The 23,767-nt window shown below is 72.1% G+C and carries 24 protein-coding genes and 1 tRNA gene; 14 read left to right on the top strand and 11 right to left on the bottom strand.

The window, feature by feature from the left end; genetic code table 11:
• Window positions 1–214: 214 nt before the first annotated feature.
• On the top strand, window positions 215–2,095 hold the full coding sequence (locus tag ACZ6RT_RS17840; RefSeq protein ID WP_470154735.1) for a serine/threonine-protein kinase: 1,881 nt from the start codon (window positions 215–217) through the stop codon (window positions 2,093–2,095).
• Window positions 2,096–2,223: 128 nt separating this feature from the next.
• Window positions 2,224–3,183 carry a quinone oxidoreductase family protein gene (locus tag ACZ6RT_RS17835; protein WP_470154734.1) on the top strand — a complete coding sequence of 320 codons (960 nt, stop codon included), beginning with the start codon at window positions 2,224–2,226 and terminating at the stop codon, window positions 3,181–3,183.
• A 100-nt stretch (window positions 3,184–3,283) separates the two neighbouring features.
• Here the strand turns inward: ACZ6RT_RS17835 and ACZ6RT_RS17830 are convergent, their stop codons facing one another.
• The 3 genes from ACZ6RT_RS17830 to ACZ6RT_RS17820 are packed head-to-tail and all read right to left on the bottom strand — an operon-like array spanning window position 3,284 to window position 6,166.
• Window positions 3,284–4,474, bottom strand: a complete 1,191-nt coding sequence (locus ACZ6RT_RS17830) for a PucR family transcriptional regulator (protein ID WP_470154733.1) — start codon at window positions 4,472–4,474, stop codon at window positions 3,284–3,286.
• Window positions 4,474–5,277, bottom strand: coding sequence for an ABC transporter permease subunit (locus tag ACZ6RT_RS17825; RefSeq protein ID WP_470154731.1), 804 nt, complete (start codon window positions 5,275–5,277; stop codon window positions 4,474–4,476). The genes ACZ6RT_RS17830 and ACZ6RT_RS17825 overlap by 1 nt, the downstream gene beginning before the upstream one ends.
• Entirely contained in the window at window positions 5,246–6,166 is a 921-nt protein-coding gene (locus ACZ6RT_RS17820) for an ABC transporter ATP-binding protein (protein WP_399194724.1), read from the bottom strand. Before ACZ6RT_RS17820 ends, ACZ6RT_RS17825 begins: the two co-directional genes overlap by 32 nt.
• A 186-nt stretch (window positions 6,167–6,352) precedes the next feature.
• Between ACZ6RT_RS17820 and ACZ6RT_RS17815 the strand changes: the two genes are divergently transcribed.
• Together ACZ6RT_RS17815 and ACZ6RT_RS17810 are read left to right on the top strand one after the other, a co-directional pair.
• Window positions 6,353–7,225, top strand: coding sequence for a patatin-like phospholipase family protein (locus tag ACZ6RT_RS17815; RefSeq protein ID WP_399194726.1), 873 nt, complete (start codon window positions 6,353–6,355; stop codon window positions 7,223–7,225).
• Window positions 7,226–7,343: 118 nt separating this feature from the next.
• Complete coding sequence (locus ACZ6RT_RS17810; protein ID WP_399194728.1) at window positions 7,344–8,378, top strand: 1-acyl-sn-glycerol-3-phosphate acyltransferase; 1,035 nt, start codon at window positions 7,344–7,346, stop codon at window positions 8,376–8,378.
• Between the two features lie 159 nt (window positions 8,379–8,537).
• Here ACZ6RT_RS17810 and ACZ6RT_RS17805 read toward each other — a convergent pair whose 3' ends face one another.
• From ACZ6RT_RS17805 to ACZ6RT_RS17790, 4 genes are all read right to left on the bottom strand, one after another.
• Entirely contained in the window at window positions 8,538–8,756 is a 219-nt protein-coding gene (locus ACZ6RT_RS17805; protein ID WP_344895488.1) for an SHOCT domain-containing protein, read from the bottom strand.
• A 183-nt stretch (window positions 8,757–8,939) separates the two neighbouring features.
• On the bottom strand, window positions 8,940–10,451 hold the full coding sequence (locus tag ACZ6RT_RS17800) for a cobyric acid synthase (protein WP_399194730.1): 1,512 nt from the start codon (window positions 10,449–10,451) through the stop codon (window positions 8,940–8,942).
• 318 nt (window positions 10,452–10,769) lie between these two features.
• Window positions 10,770–11,675 carry a cobalamin biosynthesis protein gene (locus tag ACZ6RT_RS17795; RefSeq protein ID WP_470154833.1) on the bottom strand — a complete coding sequence of 302 codons (906 nt, stop codon included), beginning with the start codon at window positions 11,673–11,675 and terminating at the stop codon, window positions 10,770–10,772.
• Window positions 11,676–11,727: 52 nt separating this feature from the next.
• Entirely contained in the window at window positions 11,728–12,534 is an 807-nt protein-coding gene (locus ACZ6RT_RS17790) for a phosphotransferase enzyme family protein (RefSeq protein WP_470154729.1), read from the bottom strand.
• Between the two features lie 481 nt (window positions 12,535–13,015).
• Here ACZ6RT_RS17790 and ACZ6RT_RS17785 point away from each other — a divergent pair.
• Together ACZ6RT_RS17785 and ACZ6RT_RS17780 are read left to right on the top strand one after the other, a co-directional pair.
• Window positions 13,016–13,089 (top strand) — tRNA-Arg (locus tag ACZ6RT_RS17785).
• A 152-nt stretch (window positions 13,090–13,241) separates the two neighbouring features.
• The gene (locus ACZ6RT_RS17780) at window positions 13,242–13,424 is read left to right on the top strand and encodes a hypothetical protein (protein ID WP_399194787.1); all 183 of its coding nucleotides are present in this window, start codon (window positions 13,242–13,244) and stop codon (window positions 13,422–13,424) included.
• Between the two features lie 36 nt (window positions 13,425–13,460).
• Here the strand turns inward: ACZ6RT_RS17780 and ACZ6RT_RS17775 are convergent, their stop codons facing one another.
• Entirely contained in the window at window positions 13,461–14,444 is a 984-nt protein-coding gene (locus tag ACZ6RT_RS17775) for an aldo/keto reductase (protein WP_470154727.1), read from the bottom strand.
• Window positions 14,445–14,521: 77 nt separating this feature from the next.
• Here ACZ6RT_RS17775 and ACZ6RT_RS17770 point away from each other — a divergent pair, with 77 nt between their 5' ends.
• From ACZ6RT_RS17770 to ACZ6RT_RS17745, 6 genes are all read left to right on the top strand, one after another.
• Complete coding sequence (locus tag ACZ6RT_RS17770; protein ID WP_470154725.1) at window positions 14,522–15,346, top strand: helix-turn-helix transcriptional regulator; 825 nt, start codon at window positions 14,522–14,524, stop codon at window positions 15,344–15,346.
• 372 nt (window positions 15,347–15,718) lie between these two features.
• Window positions 15,719–16,537, top strand: a complete 819-nt coding sequence (locus ACZ6RT_RS17765) for an NmrA family NAD(P)-binding protein (RefSeq protein ID WP_470154723.1) — start codon at window positions 15,719–15,721, stop codon at window positions 16,535–16,537.
• Between the two features lie 359 nt (window positions 16,538–16,896).
• On the top strand, window positions 16,897–17,616 hold the full coding sequence (locus tag ACZ6RT_RS17760; RefSeq protein WP_470154721.1) for a cellulose binding domain-containing protein: 720 nt from the start codon (window positions 16,897–16,899) through the stop codon (window positions 17,614–17,616).
• A gap of 143 nt (window positions 17,617–17,759) precedes the next feature.
• Window positions 17,760–18,260: an NUDIX domain-containing protein gene (locus tag ACZ6RT_RS17755; protein ID WP_399194794.1), complete on the top strand. Its 501-nt coding sequence runs from the start codon at window positions 17,760–17,762 to the stop codon at window positions 18,258–18,260.
• A gap of 749 nt (window positions 18,261–19,009) precedes the next feature.
• Window positions 19,010–19,180, top strand: coding sequence for a hypothetical protein (locus ACZ6RT_RS17750; protein ID WP_470154720.1), 171 nt, complete (start codon window positions 19,010–19,012; stop codon window positions 19,178–19,180).
• A gap of 357 nt (window positions 19,181–19,537) precedes the next feature.
• Window positions 19,538–19,714 (top strand): hypothetical protein, encoded by a 177-nt coding sequence (locus ACZ6RT_RS17745; protein ID WP_470154718.1) that lies wholly within the window; start codon window positions 19,538–19,540, stop codon window positions 19,712–19,714.
• 136 nt (window positions 19,715–19,850) lie between these two features.
• On the opposite strand, the gene ACZ6RT_RS17740 is transcribed toward ACZ6RT_RS17745, so the two are convergent.
• The gene (locus ACZ6RT_RS17740) at window positions 19,851–20,423 is read right to left on the bottom strand and encodes a TetR/AcrR family transcriptional regulator (RefSeq protein ID WP_470154716.1); all 573 of its coding nucleotides are present in this window, start codon (window positions 20,421–20,423) and stop codon (window positions 19,851–19,853) included.
• A gap of 59 nt (window positions 20,424–20,482) precedes the next feature.
• On the opposite strand from ACZ6RT_RS17740, the gene ACZ6RT_RS17735 reads away from it, so the two are divergent.
• Entirely contained in the window at window positions 20,483–21,523 is a 1,041-nt protein-coding gene (locus ACZ6RT_RS17735) for a hypothetical protein (RefSeq protein WP_470154714.1), read from the top strand.
• 11 nt (window positions 21,524–21,534) lie between these two features.
• Here the strand turns inward: ACZ6RT_RS17735 and ACZ6RT_RS17730 are convergent, their stop codons facing one another.
• Both ACZ6RT_RS17730 and ACZ6RT_RS17725 read right to left on the bottom strand, forming a co-directional pair.
• Window positions 21,535–22,125 carry a DUF1707 SHOCT-like domain-containing protein gene (locus tag ACZ6RT_RS17730; protein ID WP_470154712.1) on the bottom strand — a complete coding sequence of 197 codons (591 nt, stop codon included), beginning with the start codon at window positions 22,123–22,125 and terminating at the stop codon, window positions 21,535–21,537.
• Window positions 22,126–22,227: 102 nt separating this feature from the next.
• The gene (locus ACZ6RT_RS17725; RefSeq protein WP_470154710.1) at window positions 22,228–23,049 is read right to left on the bottom strand and encodes an SDR family oxidoreductase; all 822 of its coding nucleotides are present in this window, start codon (window positions 23,047–23,049) and stop codon (window positions 22,228–22,230) included.
• Between the two features lie 316 nt (window positions 23,050–23,365).
• Between ACZ6RT_RS17725 and ACZ6RT_RS17720 the strand changes: the two genes are divergently transcribed.
• Complete coding sequence (locus ACZ6RT_RS17720; RefSeq protein WP_470154708.1) at window positions 23,366–23,620, top strand: hypothetical protein; 255 nt, start codon at window positions 23,366–23,368, stop codon at window positions 23,618–23,620.
• Window positions 23,621–23,767 lie beyond the last annotated feature (147 nt).

The following is a 23,767-nucleotide window of genomic DNA, read 5'->3' as shown; positions in this document are numbered from 1 at the left end:
ACGCCGGGCCGATCGGCATGGACGGCGCACTCCGGCATCACCGGCTCTCCGGCCCCGGACCGGCGTACGACCACGGGCTCCCCCGCCACACGGGACGCACCGGCGGCGGACGGCCGGGAAAAAGTGCGGCTGCCGCTGTTGCGACCGCCGACGCGCGACAACGGATCGGTAGGCTGATCCCCTCATGTGACGGCGTATGCGGTTAGGTACAAGGGTGAACAACCTCAGTCCCGACGAACCCCTGCAGATCGGCCGATACCGCGTGCTCAGCAGGCTGGGGCGGGGCGGGATGGGCACGGTCTACCTCGGCGCGTCCCCCGACGGGCAGCAGGTCGCCATCAAGGTCATCAACCCCGAGTACAGCCAGCACGAGCGGTTCCGGATGCGTTTCCGCCGCGAGGCCGACGCGGCGCAGCGGGTCCGCAGGTTCTGCACGGCCGCGGTCATCGAGGCGGCGCTCGACGGCGACCAGCTCTACGTGGTCACCGAGTACGTCGCCGGCCCGAACCTGGAGGAGGCCGTCGACTCCGGCGGGCCGCTCCGCGGCTCCAGCCTGGACGCGCTGGCCGTCGGGGTGGCGACCGCGCTGACCGCCATCCACGGCGCCGGGGTGGTGCACCGCGACCTCAAGCCCTCCAACGTGCTGCTCTCCCCCGTCGGTCCCCGCGTGATCGACTTCGGTATCGCCCGCGCGCTGGACACGCTCAGCGGGATGACCGGGACCGGCGAGATCCTCGGCACCCCCCGCTACATGGCGCCCGAGGTGCTGCGCGGCGAACCGGTCTCGGCCGCCTGCGACGTGTTCTCGTGGGGCTGCCTGATGGCCTTCGCCGCCAGCGGCCGGGCGCCGTTCGGCGGCGAGGCGCTGCCCGCGGTGCTGTACCAGGTGCTCAACACCGAGCCCTCCCTGGAGGACATGGAACCCGCGCTGCGCGGGATCGTCGGCCACGCCCTGGCCAAGGACCCCCGGCGCAGGCCCACCTCCCAGCAGCTGCTGGACCACCTGGTCGGCCGCTCCGCAGCGCCCGAGCAGGCGGCCCACTCGGTACGCGCCTCCTGGCAGGGGCCGGCACCGGCGCGGGAGGGCGGCCCCTGGACGGCGGGCGGACCGGCGGGCCCGCCCGCCGGTCCGGGACCGGCCGGCCCCGGGCCGGACGCCCCCGGACCGGGCGGCGCCTTCCACGGGCCCGGCACCGCGGCCCCGGCGTTCACCTGGTCCGGCCGGACGGTCTCCGACGTGCCGCCGACCGCGCCCTCCTCGCACCAGGGCCCCGGACACACCCTGCTCGGCACCGGGCCGGGCGACCCGGGGACCGGCCGGCCCGGATCGGTCACCGGGCGGCGGAAACTGGCCGTCGGCGCGGTCGCGGCGCTCCTGCTGGTCGCGGGCGGCGCGCTCGGCGTGCGCATGGCGCTCTCACCGGGCGGCCCGCCCGAGAACCTCGCCCTGCTCTACCAGGACGACTTCACCCAGAGCGGCACCGGCTGGAGCGGCGGCGCCTACAACCCGCTGGTCAGCAGCTACGGTTACGCCCCCCAGGGCTACTACGCCATCGACGTCAGCGGCCAGTCCGCCGTCAAGCGGGAGCAGGCCCCGATCCCCTTCGTCCCCGCGCCGCCCGCGACCCCCGATCCCACGGCGAGCCCCACACCGGTCACGCCGAGCCGGATCCTGCTCGGCACCGACATCCTGATCCGCCCCGGCAGCATCGGCGTGGGCGAGTACGGGCTGTTCTGCCGGGGCGAGGACGACAACAAGGCGACCCGGTACGAGTTCCTGCTGGACACCACGGGGAACGCGCGGATCCGCAAGGCCGTCAAGGACGCCGGGGGCGAGCTCACCAAACCCGTCAAGATCGACCTGCCCAAGGGCGGGACCACCCGCCTGTCGGCCGAGTGCACCGGGGTCGACGGGGGCGTGCAGCTGACCATGTGGGTCGGCGACGAGCAGGTCCAGACCTACCTCGACACCAACCCGCTGCCCAACGGGCTGGTCGGCGTGATCGCCCGGGTGGGCGAGAACAGCGGCGCCGTGCTCAGGGTCGCGTTCGACAACTTCACCCTGCACGGCCCCGCCACCACCGGGAAACCCTGACCGGGAACGCCTCGTGTCCTCCGCTCCGGCCCGGCGGCCGGACGGCTCCGGGCGGGAGACCCGCGGCGAGCGACCCGTACGGGACCCGGGAGGATGAGCGGACCCGACCTACCGAAGGAGTTCAGCAGATGCGCGCCATTGTCGTCTCCGCCACCGGCGGACCCGAGGTCCTCACCTGCGCCGACCACCCCGACCCCGAGGTGAACCCGGGCGAGGTGCTGGTCGACGTCGCCGCGGCGGGGGTCAACTTCATCGACGTCTACCACCGGATGGGACGCTACCCGCTCGCGCTGCCCTTCGTGCCCGGCGAGGAGGGGGCGGGCACCGTGGCCGCGGTCGGCGAGGACGTCCGCGGGTTCGCCGTCGGCGACACCGTGGCCTGGGCGGGCGTGCCGCGCAGCTACGCCTCCCGGGTCGTGGTGCCGGCCTCCAAGCTGCTGGCCGTACCCGACGGGGTGACGCCCGAGATCGCGGCGGCCGTCACCCTGCAGGGGCTGACCGCGCACTACCTGACCCACTCCACGTACGAGGTGAAGGCCGGGGACGACGTGCTGGTGCACGCCGCCGCCGGTGGCATGGGACTGCTGCTCACCCAGATCGCCAAGCTGCGCGGCGCCCGGGTGATCGGCACGGTCTCCACCGAGGAGAAGGAGGAGCTGGCCCGCCGGGCGGGCGCCGACGAGGTGCTGCGCTACGGGGGCTTCTCCGAGGCGGTCCGCGAGCTGACCGGTTCCGGCGTGCACGTCGTCTACGACGGCGTGGGCGCGGCCACCTTCGACCAGAGCATCGCCTCGCTGCGCCCGCGCGGCATGATGGCGCTGTACGGCCAGGCCAGCGGCCCGGTGCCGCCCCTCGACCCGCAGCTCCTGGCCCGGAACGGCTCGCTGTTCCTGACCCGTCCCACCCTGAACGCGTACGTCGCCACCCGCGACGAGCTCACCTGGCGGGCCTCGGACCTGTACGGGTGGGTGGCCTCGGGGCGGTTGCGGGTGCACGTCTCCGGGCGCTACCCGCTGGACGAGGCCGCCCGTGCCCACGAGGACCTGGAGGCCCGCCGCACGACCGGCAAGGTGCTGCTGATCCCCTGACGCCCTCGGAAGCGTCCGCCGGGGTGCCGGTGGGTCCCGGGGGCCGTACGGGGCCCCGAGGGCGCGGGGGCGCGGGCGCGGTGGTCGGCCCAGCGGGTGGTCAGCCCAGCGGGTGGGCGGGCCAGTCGAGGAGGCGGGCCCCCAGGACCGCCGTCTCCAGGGTGAACCGCTGGGTGGAGTCGTCCGGCGAGAAGCCCGTGAGGCGGCGGATCCGTTCCAGCCGGTAGGTGACCGCCCGGGTGCTGACGCCGAGCCTGCGGGCGGCCGCGGTCTGGTTGCCCTGGGAGGCGAAGACGGCCTCCAGGGTGTCCAGCAGCGGCCCGGGGCCACCGCGCGCCTCCAGCAGCGGGTTGAGCACCGTCGTCACCAGGTCCTCAATGGCCGCCCGGTCGCGCAGCAGCACCGGGAAGACCAGCAGGTCGGCGGCCTTGAGCACGGGGGCGCGCAGCCCCAGCCGGTCACCGAGCCCGATGGCTCCGGCGCCCTCGCGGTAGGAGGTGACCACCCCGCCGGGGCCCCGGTGCGGCCGGCCGAGCCCGATCCTCCAGCCGGGTGCGAACGCCTGGCGCACGTGGTGGGTGAACTCGCCGATCGCGACGGTCAGGCCGCCCGGCGCGACGCACACGAGCATCCCGTCGCGGACCGCGACCAGCACGTTGTGCGAGCCGAACCTGGTGATCAGCGCCTCCTCGATCCGCTGGGCCGTCGCCTCGGTGACCCCGGCGGCCGCGGTGGCTCCGGTGGTTCCGCCGGCCGCGGTGGCCCTGGCCGTCGCGGTGGTCCCGGTGGCCGGGACGGTCCGGGTGGACGCGGCGGTTCCGGGGGACGCGGCGGTTCCGGGGGGCGCGGTGCCCGTGGGGTCGCCCGCACGTCCCGGGCCGTCCCCGGAAGCTCCCGGGACGCGGGGACGGGCAACGGCGACCACGTAGGTCTCGGCCAGGCGGAGCCCGAAGTGCTCGGCCCGCTCGGCGAGCCGGTCGGCACGCCCCTGGAGCAGGTCGTCGACGAACTCCCGGCGCGCGGCCTCCTCCCGGCGCAGCGCCGACCGCTGGGCGTGCTCGTAGCCCTCCATCAGGGCGGAGACCGTCCGCCGCAGGGCCGGGAACGGAACCGGGTTCACGGTCTCGGCCCCGGCCAGCGCGGCCTCGACCAGGTCGCGCACGCTCAGGCCCCGCTCGGCGGCCAGCGTCCCGGCCACGCGGCAGTCGTCGAGCTCGGCCCGGCCGGGTGGCCTGCCGGTGGCGGCCGCCTCCCTCAACGCCCGGAGGTGGCCGCCGAGCAGCTCGTCCATCAGACTCCCACGTCACGCCTGTCGAAGGCCGGTATCGCGACCAGCACCAGCACGGCGATCGCCCCCGCCAGCACGAGATACTCCCAGACGGGGAACCCGAGCTGGATCGGGCGGCCGTCGAGGTAGTAGTGGAACGGCGAGACCCAGCGCAGCCAGGAGACCCCGGCCACGTCCTTGCCGACGGTCTCGACCACGTACCCGCCCACGGCGACCGTCCCGACCACCGCCAGGGCGGCCCCCGGGCGCCTCATCGCCGCGCCGACCGTCAGGCAGAGCGTGCCGAAGAACAGGGCGAGCAGGAAGACCCCGGTGTGACCGGCCAGGATCCTGTCCGCCGGGACGCCCAGGCCGACGGCCGCGGACAGGACCAGCACGATCACCAGGGTGGCCGCGGCCACCCCGAGCAGGGAGAGCGCCAGCGCCGCGAAGCGCTCCAGGAGCAGCCGTCGCCGGGTGATCGGCAGGGTGAGGGTCAGCTCCAGCGTGCCGGACTCCTCGGGCCTGGCGATCGCCCGGTTACCGAGCACCGCGGCGCACATGATGAACAGCAGCGGCCCGAACAGCTGGTAGACCAGCGTCTGCAGGAAGCCGGAACCGCTGCTGAAGCCGCCCTGCAGGCCGCCCATCAGGTCACGCATCGCCCCGGGGAACTTGTCGAGCGCGATCTCCCCGTACAGGTCGGGGCTGTCGGCGACGTTCGGGTAGAACGACAGGTACAGCGTGAAGAACGCTCCGATCCCGGCCGTCCAGCCGATCAGCGCCCTCCGGTCGTCACGCAGGCTCTTCGACACCAGCGCGGGCATGACGCGCCTCCTCTCCGCTGTAGTAGGTGAGGAAGATCTCCTCAAGGTCGGGCTCGGCGCTGACCATGTGCACGAGGGTGAACCTCGCCGCCGCCTTCACCAGCGCGTCCGGGCGGCCGTCGATCGTGCAGCGCACCCCGGCGCCCTCCACCCGCAGGTCCCGTACGCCGGGCAGGTCCTCGAACGCCTCGCGCGGGACCGGCGCGTCGAAGTGGAACTCCACCCGGCGCACCGCCTTCTCCCGGAGCGCGGCGACCTCCTCCACCGCGACCAGCCGGCCGGAGCGCACGATGCCGACCCGGTCGGAGACGTGCTCGACCTCGGCCAGCACGTGGGAGGACATCAGCACGGTCCGGCCGGAGGCGCGGACCTCGCGGACCATCGACAGGAACTCCTGCTGCACCAGCGGGTCCAGGCCGCTGGTCGGCTCGTCCAGGATCAGGAACTCCGGTTCGTGCATGAACGCCTGGATGAGGCCGATCTTCTGCCGGTTGCCCTTGGAGAGCTTTCCCATGGGCGCCGACAGGTCGGCCTCCAGTCGCTCGGCCAGTCCCTCGATCCGTCCCGCGGGCACGCCGCCGCGCACCGCGCCGAGGAAGGCGAGGTACCTCGCGGCGTTCTCCCTGCCCTCCAGGGCCAGTTCCCCGGGCAGGTAGCCGATCCTGCTCCGTACGGCCGCGTCCCGCGGATCGGCTCCCAGGACCGTCATCCGCCCCCTGGTGGGACGGATGACGTCCAGGAGCAGCCGGATCGTGGTCGTCTTCCCCGCGCCGTTCGGGCCGAGATACCCGAACACCTCCCCGGGCCGGATCTCCAGGTCGAGATCCTCAAGTCCCCGGCGCCCGCCGTAGAACTTGGTGAGCCCCTCGGTCTGCACCACCGCTGTCATGTGCCCGATCGTGCCCTCCGGGGCACGGCCGGGGCCATGGCCGGATCCCCACAGTTGGCCCCCTCTTCACTGCGCGGATCCGGAACCCGCACCGCGTACGCGGTGGTTCCCGGCGCGGTCTATCGTGATGCCCACACCGGATCGTGCGGCACCGTGCCGCGTTCCCTCCACTCTCAAGGAGAACCGATGAGCGTGGACACCGCCTTCGTCCTGGGGGGCGGAGGCGTCATGGGCGCCCACGAGGTGGGCATGCTGCGGGCGCTCGACGAGGCGGGCATCACGCCGGACGTGATCGTCGGCACCTCCGTGGGCGCGCTGAACGGCGTCGTGGTCGCCGCCGCCCCCGGCGAGGCGGTCGCGCGCCTGACCACGCTGTGGAGCTCGGAGATCGTCCGTACCGCGTTCGCGGGCTCGTGGGTGACGCGGTTGTCCACCCTCGCGCGGAGCGGCACCCACCTGCACTCCGCCGAGCCCCTGCGCGGCCTGCTGGCCCGGACCCTGCCGGTCTCCCGCATCGAGGACCTGGCCGTGCCGTTCCAGTGCGTGGCCGCCTGTGTCGAGCGCGCCGCCGCGCACTGGTTCACCGAGGGGCCGGTGGTCGAGGCGGTCCTGGCCTCCTGCGCGGTTCCCGGCCTGCTGCCGCCGATCCGTATCGGCGACGACCACTTCCTCGACGGCGGGCTGGTGCACAGCATCCCGATCGGCCGAGCCGTCGCGCTCGGCGCGCGCCGGGTCTACGTCCTGCACGTGGGCCGGATCGAGCGTCCCCTGACGGTGCCGAAGCGGCCGTGGGAGGTCGGCATGACCGCCTTCGAGATCGCCCGTCGGCACCGCTTCACCGAGGAGATGGCCACCCTGCCGGGGGACGTCGAGGTTCACGTGCTGCCCTCGGGGGGCGAGGCCCGTCCCGGGGTGGATCTCTCCCAACTGCGCTATCGAGATTTATCGCATATATCTAAATACATCGAACGGGCGTACCGGGCCTCGGCCGCCTACCTGGCCGAGCAGGCGTCCACCGGGAGCGTGCCGGATCCACCCGGATCCGCCGGGACGCCCTGAACCACCCGCCCGGCCCCGTCCGACCCACCGCCCGATCCATCGTCCGGACCATCGTCCGGACCACCGCTCGTGAGGGACCCAAGACCACACCGCACCTTCGTACCGGCAGGAGCCGCTCGTGCTGCCTCCTCGCATCATCCGCCGCCTGGTCCTCGCCCCGCTGATCGTCGTGCTCGCGGTGGGAGCGGTGATCACGCTCCCGATCTGGCTGCTGGTGGTGACCGCGGCCTCGCTCCGGCTGCCGCCCCCGCAGCGGCGCGGGACCCGGCTGGTCTGGTTCGCGGTGGCCTGGCTGACGCTGGAGGCGATGATGCTGGGCGCCTGCCTGGGCCTGTGGGTGGCGAACGGGTTCGGCTCCCGCCTCAACCGGGACGAGTACCAGGAACGCCACTACGAGCTGATCCGGTGGTTCCTGGCCAAGATCTACGAGGCCGCCGTGCGGATCTTCCGGCTGAGCGTCGAGGTCGACGAGCCCACCCCGACCTCCGACGAGCTCTCCCGCCGCCTGACCCGTCCCGTCATCGTGCTGTCGCGCCACGCCGGTCCCGGTGACTCGTTCCTGCTGATCCATCACCTGCTCACCGGCTACAACAGGCGCCCGAGGATCGTGATGAAGGCGGCCCTGCAGTTCGACCCCTCGCTGGACGTGGTGATCAACCGCCTGCCGAACGCCTTCGTCCCGAACAGGGCCGCCGAGAGCGGCATCCTGGACGAGATCCGCCGCCTGTCCTCCGGCATGGACGCCGACGACGCCCTGGTGATCTTTCCCGAGGGCGGGAACTTCACGCCCAAACGGCGCTGGCGGGCCATCCTGCGGCTGGAGCAGAAGGGCCTGGCCGCCGAGGCCGCGCGGGCCCGAAAGCTGGAGCACCTGATGGCCCCGCGTCCCAACGGGGCGATCGCCGCGATCGAGGCCTGCCCGCAGGCGGACGTGGTCTTCGTCGCGCACACCGGCCTCGACGACCTGGTCACCCTCGGCGACATCTGGCACCGCCTCCCGGTCAGCGCCGAGATCAAGGCCAAGTGGTGGCGGGTCCGCGCGGCCGACGTGCCCCGCGACCGGGAGGAGCAGATCCGCTGGCTCTTCGACCACTGGGACGAGATCGACGCCTGGATCGCCGAGAACCGCCCGGCCCCCGCCCCCACGACCTGACCGCGGACACCGGTACGGGGCCGGGGGTCGCGATGGACGGCCCGGACAGCACGGGCTGTCCGAACGGGGTGGACGGAGCGGACGGTCCGGACGGAGCGGACGTGAACGGCATGGACGCCAGGACGGCGCGGACGGCGGCCGGGCGGGCCGCTCGACGACCTACCAGTCCTGGGACAGTCCCGACATGCGGCGGAGGTACTCGTCCTCGTCGATCTCCCCGGCCGCGTAGCGGCGCTTGAGGATCGCCCGCGGGTCCTCGGCGACGGGCTCGCGCGCCGCGGCCGCACGCGCCGCCGAGGCACGCACCAGCAGCATCACTCCGAAGATCACCGCGGCGATCACGACGATGACGAAGAGCAACATCATGAAGCGGCTCATCGGCGACCTCCCCTGTCGCGCCCGTCGAGACCGGCGGGGGCACTGCCGACTTTACCCGCCGAAAGCGCCGCATCCCGCCCCTGCCGGAGCGGAGCCCGCTCGCCCGGCGGAAGCGATTCCCTCGACCACCGGAACGGACCCCGCCACGCGCCGGAGCAGATCCTCCACCTGAACGGACCTCGCTCACCCGCCCGCGGAGAAGTCCGGGGCCCCGCGTCCGGTCCCGCCCGGTGGCACCGTCGGCAGCCCCGGCGGTGCCCCGCCCTCCAGTAGCCGGAGCAGGGCGTCCGTGTCGACGTTCCGCTCGATCAGGTCTCCCAGCGCGTCCAGCCTCTCCTGGCGCAGCGCGGCGAACGACACGTCCGGCGCCGGGACGAAGTCCCGTCCGCAGGTCGCGGCCACGTCGGCGAGGAACGCCCTGCGGAAGCCGTCGTTCTCCAGGGCTCCGTGCCAGGTGGTCCCCCACACCGAGCCGTCCCGGCAGCCGTCCAGGAAGGGCTCGCCACCGTCGGCGGTCACCACCCCGTGGTGGATCTCGTACGCCTCGACGCGGTGGCCGTAGGCGGAACCGACCGGGCGTCCCAGCGTCTTGTCCCGGGCGAACTCCACCGTCGCGGGCAGCAGCCCCAGCCCCTCGACCGGGCCGGCACCGGACTCGACGTCGTCGCGGATGGTCCTGGCGAGCATCTGGTAGCCGCCGCAGATCCCCAGCACGGCCCGTCCGGGCAGGGCTCCGGCCAGGCCGGTGGCGCGCAGCCAGGCCAGGTCGGAGACGGTGGCCCGGGAGCCGGGCAGCACCACCAGGTCGGCGTCCTCCAGCTCGCCGGGCGAGGTCACGAAGCGGACCGTCACCCCCGGCTCGGCGGCCAGCGCGTCCACGTCGGTGAAGTTGGAGATCCGCGGCAGCCGTACCACCGCCACCCGGAGGGTCTGGCGTCCGTACGGGGCCCGCGTCCCGATCGCGGGCCGGTTCTCCAGCGCCAGCGAGTCCTCGACGTCCAGCCAGAGACCGTCCAGCCAGGGCAGCACCCCGTACACCGGGCGGCCGGTCAGCTCCCTGATCATGTCCAGCCCGGGTTCGAGGAGCTCGGGAGCCCCGCGGAACTTGTTGATCACGAATCCGGCGACCAGCGCCTGGTCGGCGGGTTCCAGCAGCGCCACCGTCCCGTACAGCGCGGCGAACACCCCACCCCGGTCGATGTCGCCGACCACGATCACCGGCAGGTCCGCGGCACGGGCCAGGCCCATGTTCGCGATGTCCCCCCTGCGCAGGTTGATCTCCGCGGGACTGCCCGCGCCCTCGCAGACCACCACGTCGTACGCGCTCCGCAGCCGCTCCAGCGCCTCCACCGCGACCCGGCGGAGCCGCTCCTTGACGTCCCAGTACTCCATGGCGTCGACCTCGGCCATCGGCCTGCCCATCACCACGACCTGGCTGCGCCGGTCACTGCCCGGTTTGAGGAGGATCGGGTTCATGTCCGCGGTGGGTTCCAGGCCGCACGCGGCGGCCTGCATCGCCTGCGCCCGGCCGATCTCGGCGCCGTCGGCGGTGACGAACGAGTTCAGCGACATGTTCTGCGCCTTGTACGGCGCGACCTTCACGCCCTGGCGGGCCAGCCAGCGGCAGATGCCCGCGGTGACGACGCTCTTGCCGGCGTCCGAGGTCGTCCCCGCGACCAGCAGCGCCCCCTTCACGCCCCGGCTCCGGCCCCGGTCCGGCCCGCGACCGGCACGTCCCCGTCGTACGTTCCCGTTCCCGCTTCCGCGGGCGCGCGGCCGTACGGCGAGCGAGGTGTCCGGCCCGGGAACGCGCCGGGTCCGTCACCCGGGGGCAGGGCGCTGCCGGTGCGGCGCGGCGGTCCGGGACGGATCGCGGTCGTGGGGGGTCCTGCGGTGGGATCGGCCGTCATGCCGACCAGCATGCCGGGCCCGCGACCGTGCCGCCCATCCGCCCCCGCGCCTTCTCCCGCCCGCTCCCTGCACCGGCGCCGCGGCGGCACCTGACCGTTCCCCTCACCGGCGCCGCAGCAGCAGGGCCGTCACCGCCAGGGCCGCGGCCCCCAGGCCCACCGCGCGCGCCAGCCGTACGGACCGGCGGATGTCCGCGACCGAGGGCGCGGGCCCGTCACCCATCTCCGGCCGGTGCTCCACGCGGGTGCCGTACACGTTCACGCCGCCCAGCGTGCGGCCCAGCGCGCCCGCGAAGGCCGCCTCGCAGCGGCCCGCGTTGGGGCTGGGATGGCGGTGGCCGTCCCTGCGCAGCACCGCCGCCGCCTCCCGGACCGACCCTCCCACCAGGGGGGCACCGAGCACGGCGAGCAGTCCGGTGATGCGGGCGGGCACGAGGTTGGCCACGTCGTCGAGACGGGCCGCGGCCCAGCCGAAACGCTCGTAGCGCGCGTTGCGGTGACCGACCATCGCGTCCAGCGTGTTGACCGCCCGGTACGCCAGCAGGCCGGGCACCCCGGCCACCGCACCCCAGAACAGGGGGGCCACGACCGCGTCGGAGGTGTTCTCCGCGACCGACTCGACGGTCGCCCTGGCGAGCCCCGGCGCCCCCAGCCCCGACGGGTCGCGCCCGCACAGATGCGACAGCCTCCCCCGGGCCCCGGCCAGGTCACCGTCCTCCAGGAGGACGGCCATCGCCGTGCCCTCCCGGGCCAGCGTGGTACCGCCCACGACCGCCCAGGTCGCGGCCGCGCTCAGCACGGCCCGGACCACCGGGTCACGCGGCCTGGTCGCGGCGAGACCGAGCAGCGCCACCGGGATGACGCACGCGGCCACGTGCAGCACGCCCCGGAACCGGTCGTCTCCGTACAGCCGGCGCTCCACCGTGGCGGCGCCGGTGCCGAACAGCGCGACCGGGTGCCCGCGCCGGGGATCGGCGAACACCGCGTCGATCGCGATCCCGGCGAGCATCCCCAGCCCTTCGGCCCTTCCCGGCCCGTACCGGCGCCCGTCCTTCGATCTCCTACACGAGATGCTCATGAAGCTCATCCTGGTGTGTCTCCAGCCAGGCACAGGCCCGCCGGATGCGCTCACCCGCCCCGCCGGCCCACATCCGGGCCCACCCTCCGTCCGCGGAGTCGCGCTCGGCCTTGACCCGCATCGCGTGGTAGGAACGGTCGAAGCGGAGCCGGGCGAGGTCCAGCAGACGGCGCCGGTCACGGGCCTCCAGGCCGTACGCGTCGCAGAACGACCGGAGCCGCGGGCCGACCTCCAGTTCGCGCTGGAGCGGCTCCAGATCCACCGGATCGGCGATCGGCGCCCAGTGGCGCAGCGTGGTCACCACGTCGAACAGCCTGGTCGTCGGCCTGGCCATGTCGAAGTCGATCAGCGCCACCGGGAGCCCGTCGCGGAAGATCACGTTGTCGAGGTTGACGTCGCAGTGCCCCACCAGGGCCGGGGCCGCGTCGTCGTTGGACCCCGCCTCCCAGCGGGCCCCCTCGGGCGGGACGAACCCCTCGGCGGCGTCGTGGAACCGCCGCAGCAGTCGCGCCAGCGCGACCAGCGCCTCGCCGGTGAGCGCGTACGCGGGCAACGGCCTGGCCGCGGACTCGCCCTCGACGTAGCTCAGTACCTCCCTGCCCTGCTCGTCCACGCCCAGCGCCCGGGGAGCACCCTCGAACCCGGACCGCTCCAGATGGCGCAGCAACGCGTGCACCGACTCCGTGGAGGGCCTGCGAGGACGGCGTACGGTGTCCCCGACCCGCACCACTCCCTCGGTGACGTCACCCCCCAGGAGGGGGATCTCCTCTCGGACCGTGGCGACGAACATGGCATACGAGCCTAGACCGGTCCGCCTTCCGACGGGAACGATTCGGGCGGACCGCGTGGGCGGAGCGGAAGGGCCGGATGCCGGTCGCGGGCTTCCCGGCGGGCAGGTGGGGACCGTCCCGACGGCCCGATCGGTCCCGACGGCCCGATCGAAGATCGATCTCGGGGTGGTCGAGGGGAGACCGGGAGTCGGCCGGGGGCGGTCCGCGACCTCCAGAGGGTCTGCGACCTCCGGGGGCGGTCTGCGGCTTCCGGGGGGCTGCGGCTTCCGGAGGTCGGCCCGCCACCTCCGGGCCGGTGCGCGGCTTCCGCGGTCGGCACGCGGCTTCCAGGAGGAGACCGAACGGCGCCCCGTACCCGCCCTCCGACCGGTGGAGGGAAGGCCACCCGCCGGGAGATGACGGAATCATGGAGTGACCTTCGCGACACAGCCCCGAAACCGATACGTGGGCACTCCCCGGATCATGCACAATTGATCGGGAGCACCCTTAGCTCAGCTGGATAGAGCATCGGACTTCTAATCCGACGGTCGCAGGTTCGAATCCTGCAGGGTGCGCTGGGTACGACAGTGATCCACGACCACCGCAGCGGACCGTTGCCAGACCATCGAGCCAACTGCCGGCCTGCCGTGGAAGGCACGGGATCAAGGCCAGCGTGGACTCCGCAGCCTCCACGACCTTGGGAATCACCGACGTGTAGAGATCCGCGGTGGACGAGAACCTGCTGCGACCGAGCGTCTCCGACACGACCTTCACCGCCACGCCCGCCGTCGAGGCATCAGCGACGCCGCCGAGTGCCGTCCGGGGCGGTCCGGTGATGAACGCCGAGGGTGAGCGCCACGAACCCGAGTCCGGCCGGGCGAGGCAACCCTCCATCAGCAGCCCATCGTGACGTCGACGCGTCCGGTACGGATGGCGTAGGGCCCGGTCAGGCCGGGGTCCGGACGGTGCGGTGGGCGGCGAACGCCCGGCGGTCTCCCGACCAGGCCGCCCGGGGTACGGCCGCCTCCAGCAGGTCGCGATCGGCGGGGGACAGCACGATCTCGGCACTCCTGGCGTTCTCGGCCAGACGCGCGGCGCGCCGGGTCCCGGGGATCGGGACGACGTCGTCGCCCTGCGCCAGCAGCCAGGCGAGAGACAGCTGAGCCGGGGTCACCTCGCGCTCGGCGGCCAGTCGGCGCACCTCGGCGACGAGCGCCCGGTTGCGCTCCAGGTTCTCGCCCTGGAACCGCGGGTCGCCGCCGCGGAAGTCGCCGGCCCCGAAGGTGTCCGCGGTGACGGCGCCGGCCAGGAAGCCTCGGCCGAGCGGGCTGTAGGGGACCAGCCCGATGCCCAGCCGCCGGGCCGTGGGCAGCACGTCGTCCTCGATGTCGCGCCACCACAGCGACCATTCGTACTGCGCCGCGCTGATCGGGTGGGTGGCGGCCGCTCGCTCGAGCTCGCCGGGGCTCGCCTCGGACAGCCCGAGGTGTCGGGCTTTGCCCTCGGTGACCAGTTCGGCCATCGCGCCGACGGTCTCCTCGATCGGCACCTGCGGGTCGACGCGGTGCTGGTAATACAGGTCGATGTGGTCGACGCCGAGGCGGGCCAGTGACGCTTCGCAGTAGGCGCGGACGTTCTCGGGCCGGCCGTCGACCCGTACGCCGTCGTCATCACGGATGATTCCGAACTTGGTGGCCACGACCACCTTGTCGCGGCGTCCGGCGAGCGCCCGGCCGAGCAGCCGCTCGTTGTGGCCGCGGCCGTAGCTCATGGCGGTGTCCAGGAAGGTGACGCCCAGGTCGACGGCCCGGTGCAGGGTGGCGATCGACTCGGTGTCGTCGGCCGCCCCGTAGCCCTGGGACATGCCCATACAGCCGAGGCCGACCGCAGAGACGGTGAGACCTTCCGGCCCGAGGATTCGTGTGCTCATGACGTTCATGAGGGCAACGTAGCCACGGCTTATCCTGGTATCCACAGGTCGTTTTTCCTAGTAATGGAAGTGCCAGGATGTCTCACTCCGCGATCAGGGCGAGAGAGCTGGGGAACCTGCTGCGTTCCCGCCGCGAGCGGCTTCAGCCCGCCGACGTCGGCCTGCCCGCGGGGACCCGGCGCCGGACCCGCGGACTGCGCCGCGAGGAGGTGGCCCAGCTCGCGGCCATCTCCCCGACGTACTACACCTATCTGGAGCAGGGCCGCGAGGTGCGTCCGTCGCGCCAGGTGCTCGACGCGCTCTCGGCGGCGCTGCGCCTCGACGCCGCCGAGCGGAGCCATGTCCACGAGCTCGTTCACGGCGCTCCGCCCACCGGGACATCCGCCGTCGTCGAATCGCTCTCACCCGCCGTCGTCTCGCTCGTCGACCGGCTCGACCCGTGCCCGACCTACGTCACCGGCCGGTGCTGGGATGTGCTGGCCTCCAACCGGGCCGCCCGGGCGCTGTGGACCGACTGGCCGGCCCGCCCGCCGGAGGCTCGCAACATGCTCTGGTGGATGTTCACCGATCCCGACGCACGGAAGGTCATGGTCGACTGGCCGGGCGAGGCGTCCGCGCTGCTCGGCCGATTCCGCACGGCCGCTGCACGGCACCCGGGTGACTCCGGCTTCAGCACGTTGCTCGATCGCCTGCACGCGGCGAGCCCCGAGGTGAGGGACTGGTGGCCGCAGCACAAAGTCGTACCTCTGGGCTCCGGCATCAAGCGGCTGTACCACCCGGCCCTCGGAGAGTTCGAGTTGCGCCACGTCGTGCTTCAGGTCGCCGACGCACCCGAGCAGAAACTCGTCACCTTCACCGCCACGGACCAGGACCAGGCCCGGATCTCCGAGCTGCTGCGGTAGGGGCGGCCCCTTTCAGCAGCAACCGATACCGACCGGCGGCAGCCGAAACTCTGTGGTGCCGGACTCCTGATCACACCCCCGCTGAACGCCCCGCGGAACTCCTGGCGGGCTGCGCCTGACATGGAGGCGGTACGGGTGAGGGCACGAGGCATCAGAGGGTGCCGGGGGTGCCGGGGTGCTGTGTGAGCGCCTGTGTCCGGGGCGACGTGGCCCCAGCGGCTCAGGATGCCAGGTGCGGTAGTGATCATCGGTCAGGTGAGCGACCGGACCGACGGGCACGCCGGTGGCGGGCGGACTTCTTGACCTCGAGTGCGGTTGAGTTTCTAGGCTCGTCGGCGACTCATCCGGACAAGACGATCTAGGGACTCGACTGTGACGACCTTGGTGACAGGTGCCACCGGGAACACCGGCCGGCACGTTGTGGCAGAGCTGGTCCGCCGAGGAGAGCGGGTTCGGGCTCTGACGCGAGACCCGGCGGCGAACGCGGGAAGATTTCCGGCCGAGGTGGAGCTCGTGGCCGGCACGCACAACACACCGGAGAAGCTGGACGCCGCACTCCACGGCGTCAGCCGGTTGCACATCACGGTGACGGCGGGGCTGGCCGAGGTCGGGCCCGAGCTGGTCCAGCGGGCGGTCGCCGCGGGCGTTCAGCGCATCACCGTGCTGTGGGGCGGCTGGGTGGGCCCGGTCGAGCAGGCGGTGGCGGACTCAGGTGTGGAGTGGACACGGCTGGAAGCACAGGAGTTCATGTCCAACACGTTGAGCTGGGCCGAATCGATCCGAGCCGAGGGAGTGGTCCGAGAACCGTACGACTTTCCCAGCGCGCTGGTGCACGAGGCCGACATCGCGGCCGTGGCAGCCGTCGCACTGATGGATGACGGCCACGCAGGACGGTCCTACAACCTCACCGGACCTGAAGCGCTGACCCCACGTGAGCGAATCGCGATCCTGTCCCGAGCTGTCCGCCGCGACATCACCTTCGAGCCGATAACGCACGAACAGGCGATCGACAGGCTGATGGCCACCGGCGTGTCCCGGGCGGACGCCGAGTATGTCGTCGGCTGGTATGCCGAGCCCAGTGATTCCTCCACGACCGTGGACGACACGGTCGCACAGGTGACCGGCCGTCCGGCACGAACGTTCACGCAGTGGGCGGACGAGCACGCAGACCGTTTCCAGGCCGGAGGATGATCTCTGTCGGCCGATCTCCCTGGTTCAGGTCGTCGGCGCCACGTGAAACTTTCACCTGGTTCCGTCTGCCGTCCCACCTGGACGGCGGGTGGGAGGGAGGTGTTTCCCGAGGTCTTCAAGACCCCTGCCCAGGCCCTGGTACGGGCCCCGGGGAGGCGGTGACCGCACGGCGACGGCGGTATCTGTACATCCTCCGGGAACCGTCCGAACCTGAAACCACCGGCGTGGACGGGCGGCGGCCGACGGGGTTTTCAACGGGAGGATGATCATTCGTGAGACTCGGTAAGGGTTCGTTACGGAACAGGGTTCTGACATCGGCCGCGGCCACCGCGCTCCTCGCGGCCGGGACCGGGGCCGTCATGGGCACTACGGCCGCCTCCGCCGACGCGGCGGTCGGTTGCGCCGTGACCTACACCTCGCACACCTGGGGCACCTCGTCGGGCGGCTTCACCGCCTTCATCGACATCACCAACACCGGAGACCCGCTCTCGGACTGGGCGCTGACCTTCACGTTCCCGGGCACCCAGCGGATCACCACCGGCTTCAGCGCGCAGTGGAGCCAGAGCGACCGGCTGGTCACCGCCAGAAACCCCACCTGGGGCGGATCGATCCCCTCCGGGAAGACCTTCGGCATCGGCTTCAACGGAACCTGGACCGGTAGCAACCCGCCGCCGACGGACTTCGCCCTCAACGGTGTGCCGTGCACGGTCAAGCTGGTGCCGAGTCCCACCCCTTCACCCAGCCCCTCGCCCTCACCCCCGCGGCTGCGGATCCTCATCTCCCCCTCCGACCTCACGGTGCCCGAGGGCGGCACGGCGAGCGTCCAGGTACGGCTCAGCCAGCGGCCCCCGGGCAACGTCATCGTGGGAACCGGGCGGGTCTACGGCGACACGAGCCTGTCCGCCGGACCGCCGCTGACCTTCACCCCGGACAACTGGGACGTCCCCCAGCCTCTCACCGTGACGGCGGCCGAGGACGACGACGCGGTGAACGGCTCGGCGACGTTCGACTCCCGCAGCAGCCAGATCACCGGCAGCAGCGCCTTCCTGTGGGACGCCGTCGAGCAGGACAACGACTAGGACGCTCGTCCCGGCCGTCGGCCCGTCCCGAACCGGGTCCGTCGTCAGGGGGCGGACCCGGCCACCGGCCCACCGATCCCGCTCACCGCCTGCACGTCACCTGGGCGATCGTCACGCCAGGTGCTTCCCGTACCGTAGGCACCATGACCGAACAAGGGGCCCCGCCCATGGCCAGCCCTCACGCCGCGGCCGGGGCGCTCTTCTTCGACGACCACGGCCGCCTGTTGCTGGTCGACCCCCACTACAAGGACTGTCACGACGTCCCCGGCGGTTACATCGAGCCCGGTGAGACCCCGTTCCAGGCCTGCGTACGCGAGGTCCGGGAAGAACTCGGCATCCGGCCGCCGATCGGCGGCCTTCTCGTGGTCGACTGGCCGTCCCGCCACGAGGAGGGCGACGAGATCCTGTTCCTCTTCGACGGCGGGGTTCTCAGCCCGGCCATGCGCGACAGCATCCGGCTCGGAGCCGACGAGCTGGCCGGGTACGACTTCCATCCCGTCGAGGAACTGCCCGGCCTCCTGATCGAACGGCTCACCACCTGCGTCATGGCCGCCGTCACCGCCCGCAGCATCGGCCACCCGCTGTACCTGGAGAACGGCCGGTCGTTGCCGAAGTGGTCCGCACCGTCGGGTGAACGCCGGTGAGCACGAAGCGTCGTCGGTGCGGTGCGGGAGACGGCGACCGGCGGACCCCGGCGAACCTGTCGTCGTCATCGGCCACCCGGGGCGCCAGGGGGATGGCGCCCGGTTGACGTTCACGCTTGCCAGACCGCGTTACGGCGGTGCCGCAACGGCGGAACGTCGAAGTCTTCGGCCGTCTCGGCGAGGCTGTAACCGTCGGATGTGGCGTTGACCGCCTGGCGGATCGACTCGGTGGAACGGCGAAGGCGCTGCCGCCCCCGACGCTCCTCGACCCCCGCGAACCATGCTACGAATCGGTCCCGCGGATTGGCCCGCGCCCAGGAGTAGACGACAGTCCTACGCCGGACAGGTGTCGGGTACGGCCGACGCCCGCTTCGAGCTGCTTCTTTCAGGCATACGTCGCTATAACGCAGATCAATGACGGTGATCGACCGCCAAGGACCAGGACGATCGAGGACATTGCCGCTGCCGGAACGCGACAAGGGAACATGGTGAGCGGTGCGGGACATGGGACTCCCTGGTCACACCGCCAGGTGTTTCCTGGCGAGCTACGTGAAGCCCATTGGTCCCGTGGCCCGTTCTTCGCTCATTCCCGTCACCCTGACAACCGGCAGCAAGGATGGTCACATGATGGACGCGATCCCGTTCCCCTAGGTGAGGCCGGGAGTCGCGAAGGCTTACGGAACGATTCCGGCTTGCGAACACACCGAAGGGGCCCGATGGCGAGCCGGGGCCCTGGGTAAAGTGCGGCCATGGGTGTGGACGCGACACTGATGCGGCTGGAGCAGCGGGGAACCGGCGGCAAACGCAGGGGGCTCACGCCCGCCGCCACCGCGCCCGACCACGGTGACGTTTTCGTCCGCCTCGTCGACCGGGTACGTGGCCGCAGCCGGTGTCCGATGCTGGAACGCGTCGATCCGTGAAGAGGGCGGCTTCACCGGCGCACCCCGGGTGGTGGGAACCGGGTTCGACGGTTCCGGCCGGGAGACGGTGTCGTACATCGAGGGTGAGTTCGGGCATCCGGGGCCCTGGAGTGACGACGGGGTGACGCGGCTGGGTGTTCTGCTCCGTGAACTTCACGAGGCCGCCGCCTCCTTCAGTCCTCCGTCCGCGGCGGTGTGGCGACCCTGGTTCGGACGGGCGATGGGGGGCGAGGAACGTGTCGTCGGACACTGCGACACACCGGGCCGTGGAACATCGTCGCGCGCGGGTCACCCGGTGGGGTTGATCGACCGGGAGGTGGCGGGTCCGGTGAATCCGCTGGTGGAACTGGCGCAGATGTGCTGCTGGACGCGACCATCGAGGTGGCCGTACGGGATGCCGCCGACCAGGCGATCGAGGCGCGGGTGACGCCGGACAGCAGGGACTGCGGACCACTGTGGGGCATGGCGTGGCGTGTCCGGGCAGCGGCGTGGATGATGCGCAACCGGCGGGCCCTGGAGCGCGCGTTGCATTGACGGACGTGAGGGTTGACGGCGGTCCTGCCGGGCCACCTGTCCCTTGGCCTGGGGTGGTGGGGAGTCCTTCGGACGAGACCGGGCCATCGAGGACGGCCGGGTCTCTTCCGGGTTCTCCTCGGCCACCCGCCGGGGATCAGACACTGCCGACGATCAGGTCGGTCAGCGCCGTGACCGCCTCCGCGGCGGTCGCCTGGCCACGGTTCAGCTCACCGGCGATCGCTTCGGCCGCGCCCAGCGCCCCGGTGCAGCGCAGCCGGAGCACTTCGGGGGTCAGGTTCGAGTGGGGCAGCAGCGCGGCGGCCATCCAGTCCCTGTAGCCGTCGAGCATCTCGTGCTGGATCTCCTCCATCTCCGGGTTGCCCTTCAGCGCGGCGGAAACGGCGTGCCACTCCGGCATGTCGGTGGCACAGGCGAAGTACGCGGTGCTCATGACGCGGGCGATCTCCCCGACGGAGGGCGCGGCCTCCCGCAACGCCTGGGCCGACGCGGCCCGGTGCCGTTCGTCGAGCCTGCGGTAGAGGGCCAGCAGCAGGCCGGAGCGGGTGCCGAAGTGGTCGTAGACGACCGGTCTGCTCACCCCCGCAGCGTCGGCGAGGGTGACCAGCGTCAGGCCGTCGGCGCCCTGGGTGCGCACGATCGTCATGGCGGTGTCGAGCAGCTGTTCCCGTCTGGCCTGCTTGGACAGGCGGGTCGATCCTGGGGCCATCGTCCTCCCTTGCGTCGACACCCAGCATAAGCTACAAAATGTAAGCTACAGAATGTAGGTTGCTGGTCGAGCGAGAGGACGTCGTCGTGGAACACGCGAAATCCGTACTGATCATGGGTGGATCCGGCCAGGCGGGCTCGGGGGCCGCCGCCGTGCTGCGCCGCTGGCACCCGACGCTGCCGCTGACGATCGCGGGCCGCGACCTCGATCGCGCGCGGCGTGTCGCCGACCGGCTCGGCACCGCGACGGCCACGACCATCGATCTGCGACGCGGCGACCTCGGCCTTCCGTCCGGCCACGACCACTCGGCGGTCGTCGCGGCCGTGTGGGACGACCGTCTGAACGGGCTCCGTTACGCGCAGGACCACGGATTGCCGTACATCGGCATCTCCAGCGGCCTGGTGGAGGTCGCACCCGAGGTGGTCGCGGGCGGCCTGCGGGCCGGCGCCGCACCGATCCTGCTGGCCGGCCACCTGTACGCCGGGTTCCTCGTCCTCGCCGTGCTGGAACTCGCCAGGGGGTTCGACCGGGTCGACACCATCCGGATCGGCGCCGTGCTCGACGAGACGGACAGCGGTGGGCCCGCCGGGACGGCGGACCTTCAGCGCCTGATGGCCGCCACCTCGGCGGGGTTCGTCCGCCGCGACGGTGTCTTCACCTGGCTCACCGGCCCCGACGCGCAGGCGGAGGTCCCCGGCGTGGACGGCGTCCTCCTGCCCGGCCAGGCCATCCCCACCCTGGACGTCCCGAGCCTCGCCCTCGCGACGGGGGCACCGAACGTCCGCCTCGACTTCGCCGTCGGCGAGTCCGCGAGCAGGCGCCGCGGCGGACCCGCCTCCACAGAGGTCAGGATCGACCTCGAGGGCCTGGATCTCACCGGTGCGCCGCGCCGCACCGGTCACCACCTCCTCCACCCCGAGGGTCAGCGCCCCCTGACCTCGCTCGGCATCGCCCTCGGTGTCGAACGGCTCCTCGGCCTGCGCGGCGAACCCGCGGCGCCGGGGATCCACACTCCCGAGGGCCTGATCGACCCCTCCTACGCGGTCGAGCGGATGACGGAGATCGGCGCCACCTTCGTCGACGTGCCGAGCGGCCGCTGAAACGGTGACCGTCAGGCGGTCGGGCGGTGGTACCGCACCCAGACGTCCCCTCTGGTGTGGCCGGACAGCCGCAACACCGTCCCGCCCGGCGAGGGGGGCCCGGGCGGCCTGTTGTGGACTCGCCGGAACGGCAGCCACCCACCGGACGTCACCTCGTCGGAGAGCACCTGCCAGCCGGCAGGGACGCGGATGACGATGTCCCCGAAGGGCGAAAGGCACTGCATGTGCATGGTGATCTCGCGGTGCGGGCAGATCGCCTCCCTGAAGTCGATCACCGCGGTGCGCCAGGTGCAGTCGACGTCGATCCGCGCGGGCACCGTCCACCGCCCGGTCTGCCTGACCGTGCGCGTGTAGGTGTGCAACCGCAGGACGTCCTGGGCGTCCTGGGCGTCCTGGGCGTCCGGTCGTACCTCAAGCCTGCCCTGGGGCAGGTCGGCGACGACGGCGTCCAGCTCACGGAAGGTGCGGGACGCGTACACCCGGTCGAGCCGTTCCGTCAGCTCGTTGATGCTGATGCGCCCGTCACCCGCCGCGACACGCAGCATCTCGGCGATCCGGTCCCGATCATGGTCACCCGCTCGTAACTCCGGCTGCATCTCCATGGCGAAAAGCGTAATGATCAGCGCCTTGCACTGCCAGCGATCGGTACCGCGCTTCCTTCCGGTCCCGGGACCGGAAGGAAGACGGTCACCGCGGGCGTGCGCTCAGGGCCTCTTCCACACCCCGGCGGCCACGGCCTCCCGCGCGTAGGTGGCGAAGTCCTTCCCGGGACGCCCGAGGATCTCCTCCACGACCCCGGTGGGCTCGGTGTCACCCTGCGCCGCGAGGGACGCGAAGTTCTCGATCATGGTGTCGATCACCTCCTCCGGTACGCCCTCGGCGCCAAGGGACTCGCGGTACGCGTCCGGGGTGCCGTCGAAGTGGACCGCGGGCCCGCCCGCGTCCCGGATGCGGTCGAGGGCCTCCGGGAACGACAGCGCCTCCGGGCCGGTCAGCGGCAGGACCCGTCCGATGTGGTCCTCCCCGGTCAGGACCCGGGCCGTGACGGCGGCGATGTCGCCGGCGTCCACGAAGCCCTGGCGTGCCGAGCCGATGGGCACGCACAGGCGCCCGTCGATGACGGAGTCGCGGAAGAAGGTCTCGAAGTTCTGGTCGAACCAGTCGGGACGCACGATCGTCCAGTCACACCTGGATTCGCGTACCTGTCGTTCCGCCTCCTGCAGGGGGGTGACGTTCATGATGTCGACGCCGCGGTCCGAGTGGAGGACCACCCTGCGCACTCCGGTCCGGTACGCCTCCGGCATGAAGGACTCCGGCATGCCGGTCCGCTCGGGCAGGAGGACGTACATGGTGCGCACGCCTTCGAGGGCGGGCCTCCAGGTCTCGGGGGCCGACCAGTCGAACCGGAACTCGGCGTGCCTGGTGGCGACCCGGACGTCATGGCCGGCGTCGCGCAGCCGGTCGGCGACCCGGCTTCCGACCGTGCCGGTGCCGCCCAAGACGAGGATGGGGTTGCTGTTGGTCATGGCGGAACGCTACGAACAATCGCGGCCGGTTCCTGTCCTCGTTTCGACGCGACACGGGACGAGATGTGCGACCCCGTGCGGGGGCTCGGTGTGCCGTGGCACGGGAACGATCATTGGCGGACCGCCGGATCCGTACGGGTGCACGTCCTTCGAGGCCGTCACGGCCAGGGCCGCCCTCGTTCTTTCGTCACGCGTTTCTGCGGAAAGGCGCGGATGTTCTGTGATGTAAGTCGTGATATCCCCTGTTAAATCAGCTAGAAAAGGGACAGCTATTGATACGTTCGTAACGTCCACGACCGCAAAAAGGAGAACGACGATGGATGAGGCGTGGTACCGGCTGGGGATGCTCCTGGTCCTCATCGCGGGTGTCTGGGAGGGGCCGATGGCGATCGTCTTCCGCCTCTTCACCGACAAGAGACCGAACGTGCTGACCGCCGCGAACTACCTGCCCGCCCCCTGGTGCTACGTCGCGGCCGTGGGCGCGATGATCGTCGCCTTCGCCGTGATCGCCTTCCTGGACATCCGGCACAAGCGGACGCCGGCACTCGCGAAGCGATCGGACGCCGAGTAGGGGGCGCTGCACCGCCGGGTGCGACATCGGCCGGATACGCCGCTTGGTACGACATCGGCCGGAGCGTCGTCACCGCCCCGCGGCCCGGGGCTCGTTCCCCCGCCCCGGGCCGGCGGGACGGGGTGAATCTCACAAAACGGTGTCAGA

It is taken from the genome of Streptosporangium sp. NPDC050148 (genome assembly GCF_055586505.1).
The sequence above is the reverse complement of the archived record's forward strand: the minus strand, read 5'-3'. Positions and strand labels throughout refer to the sequence as shown.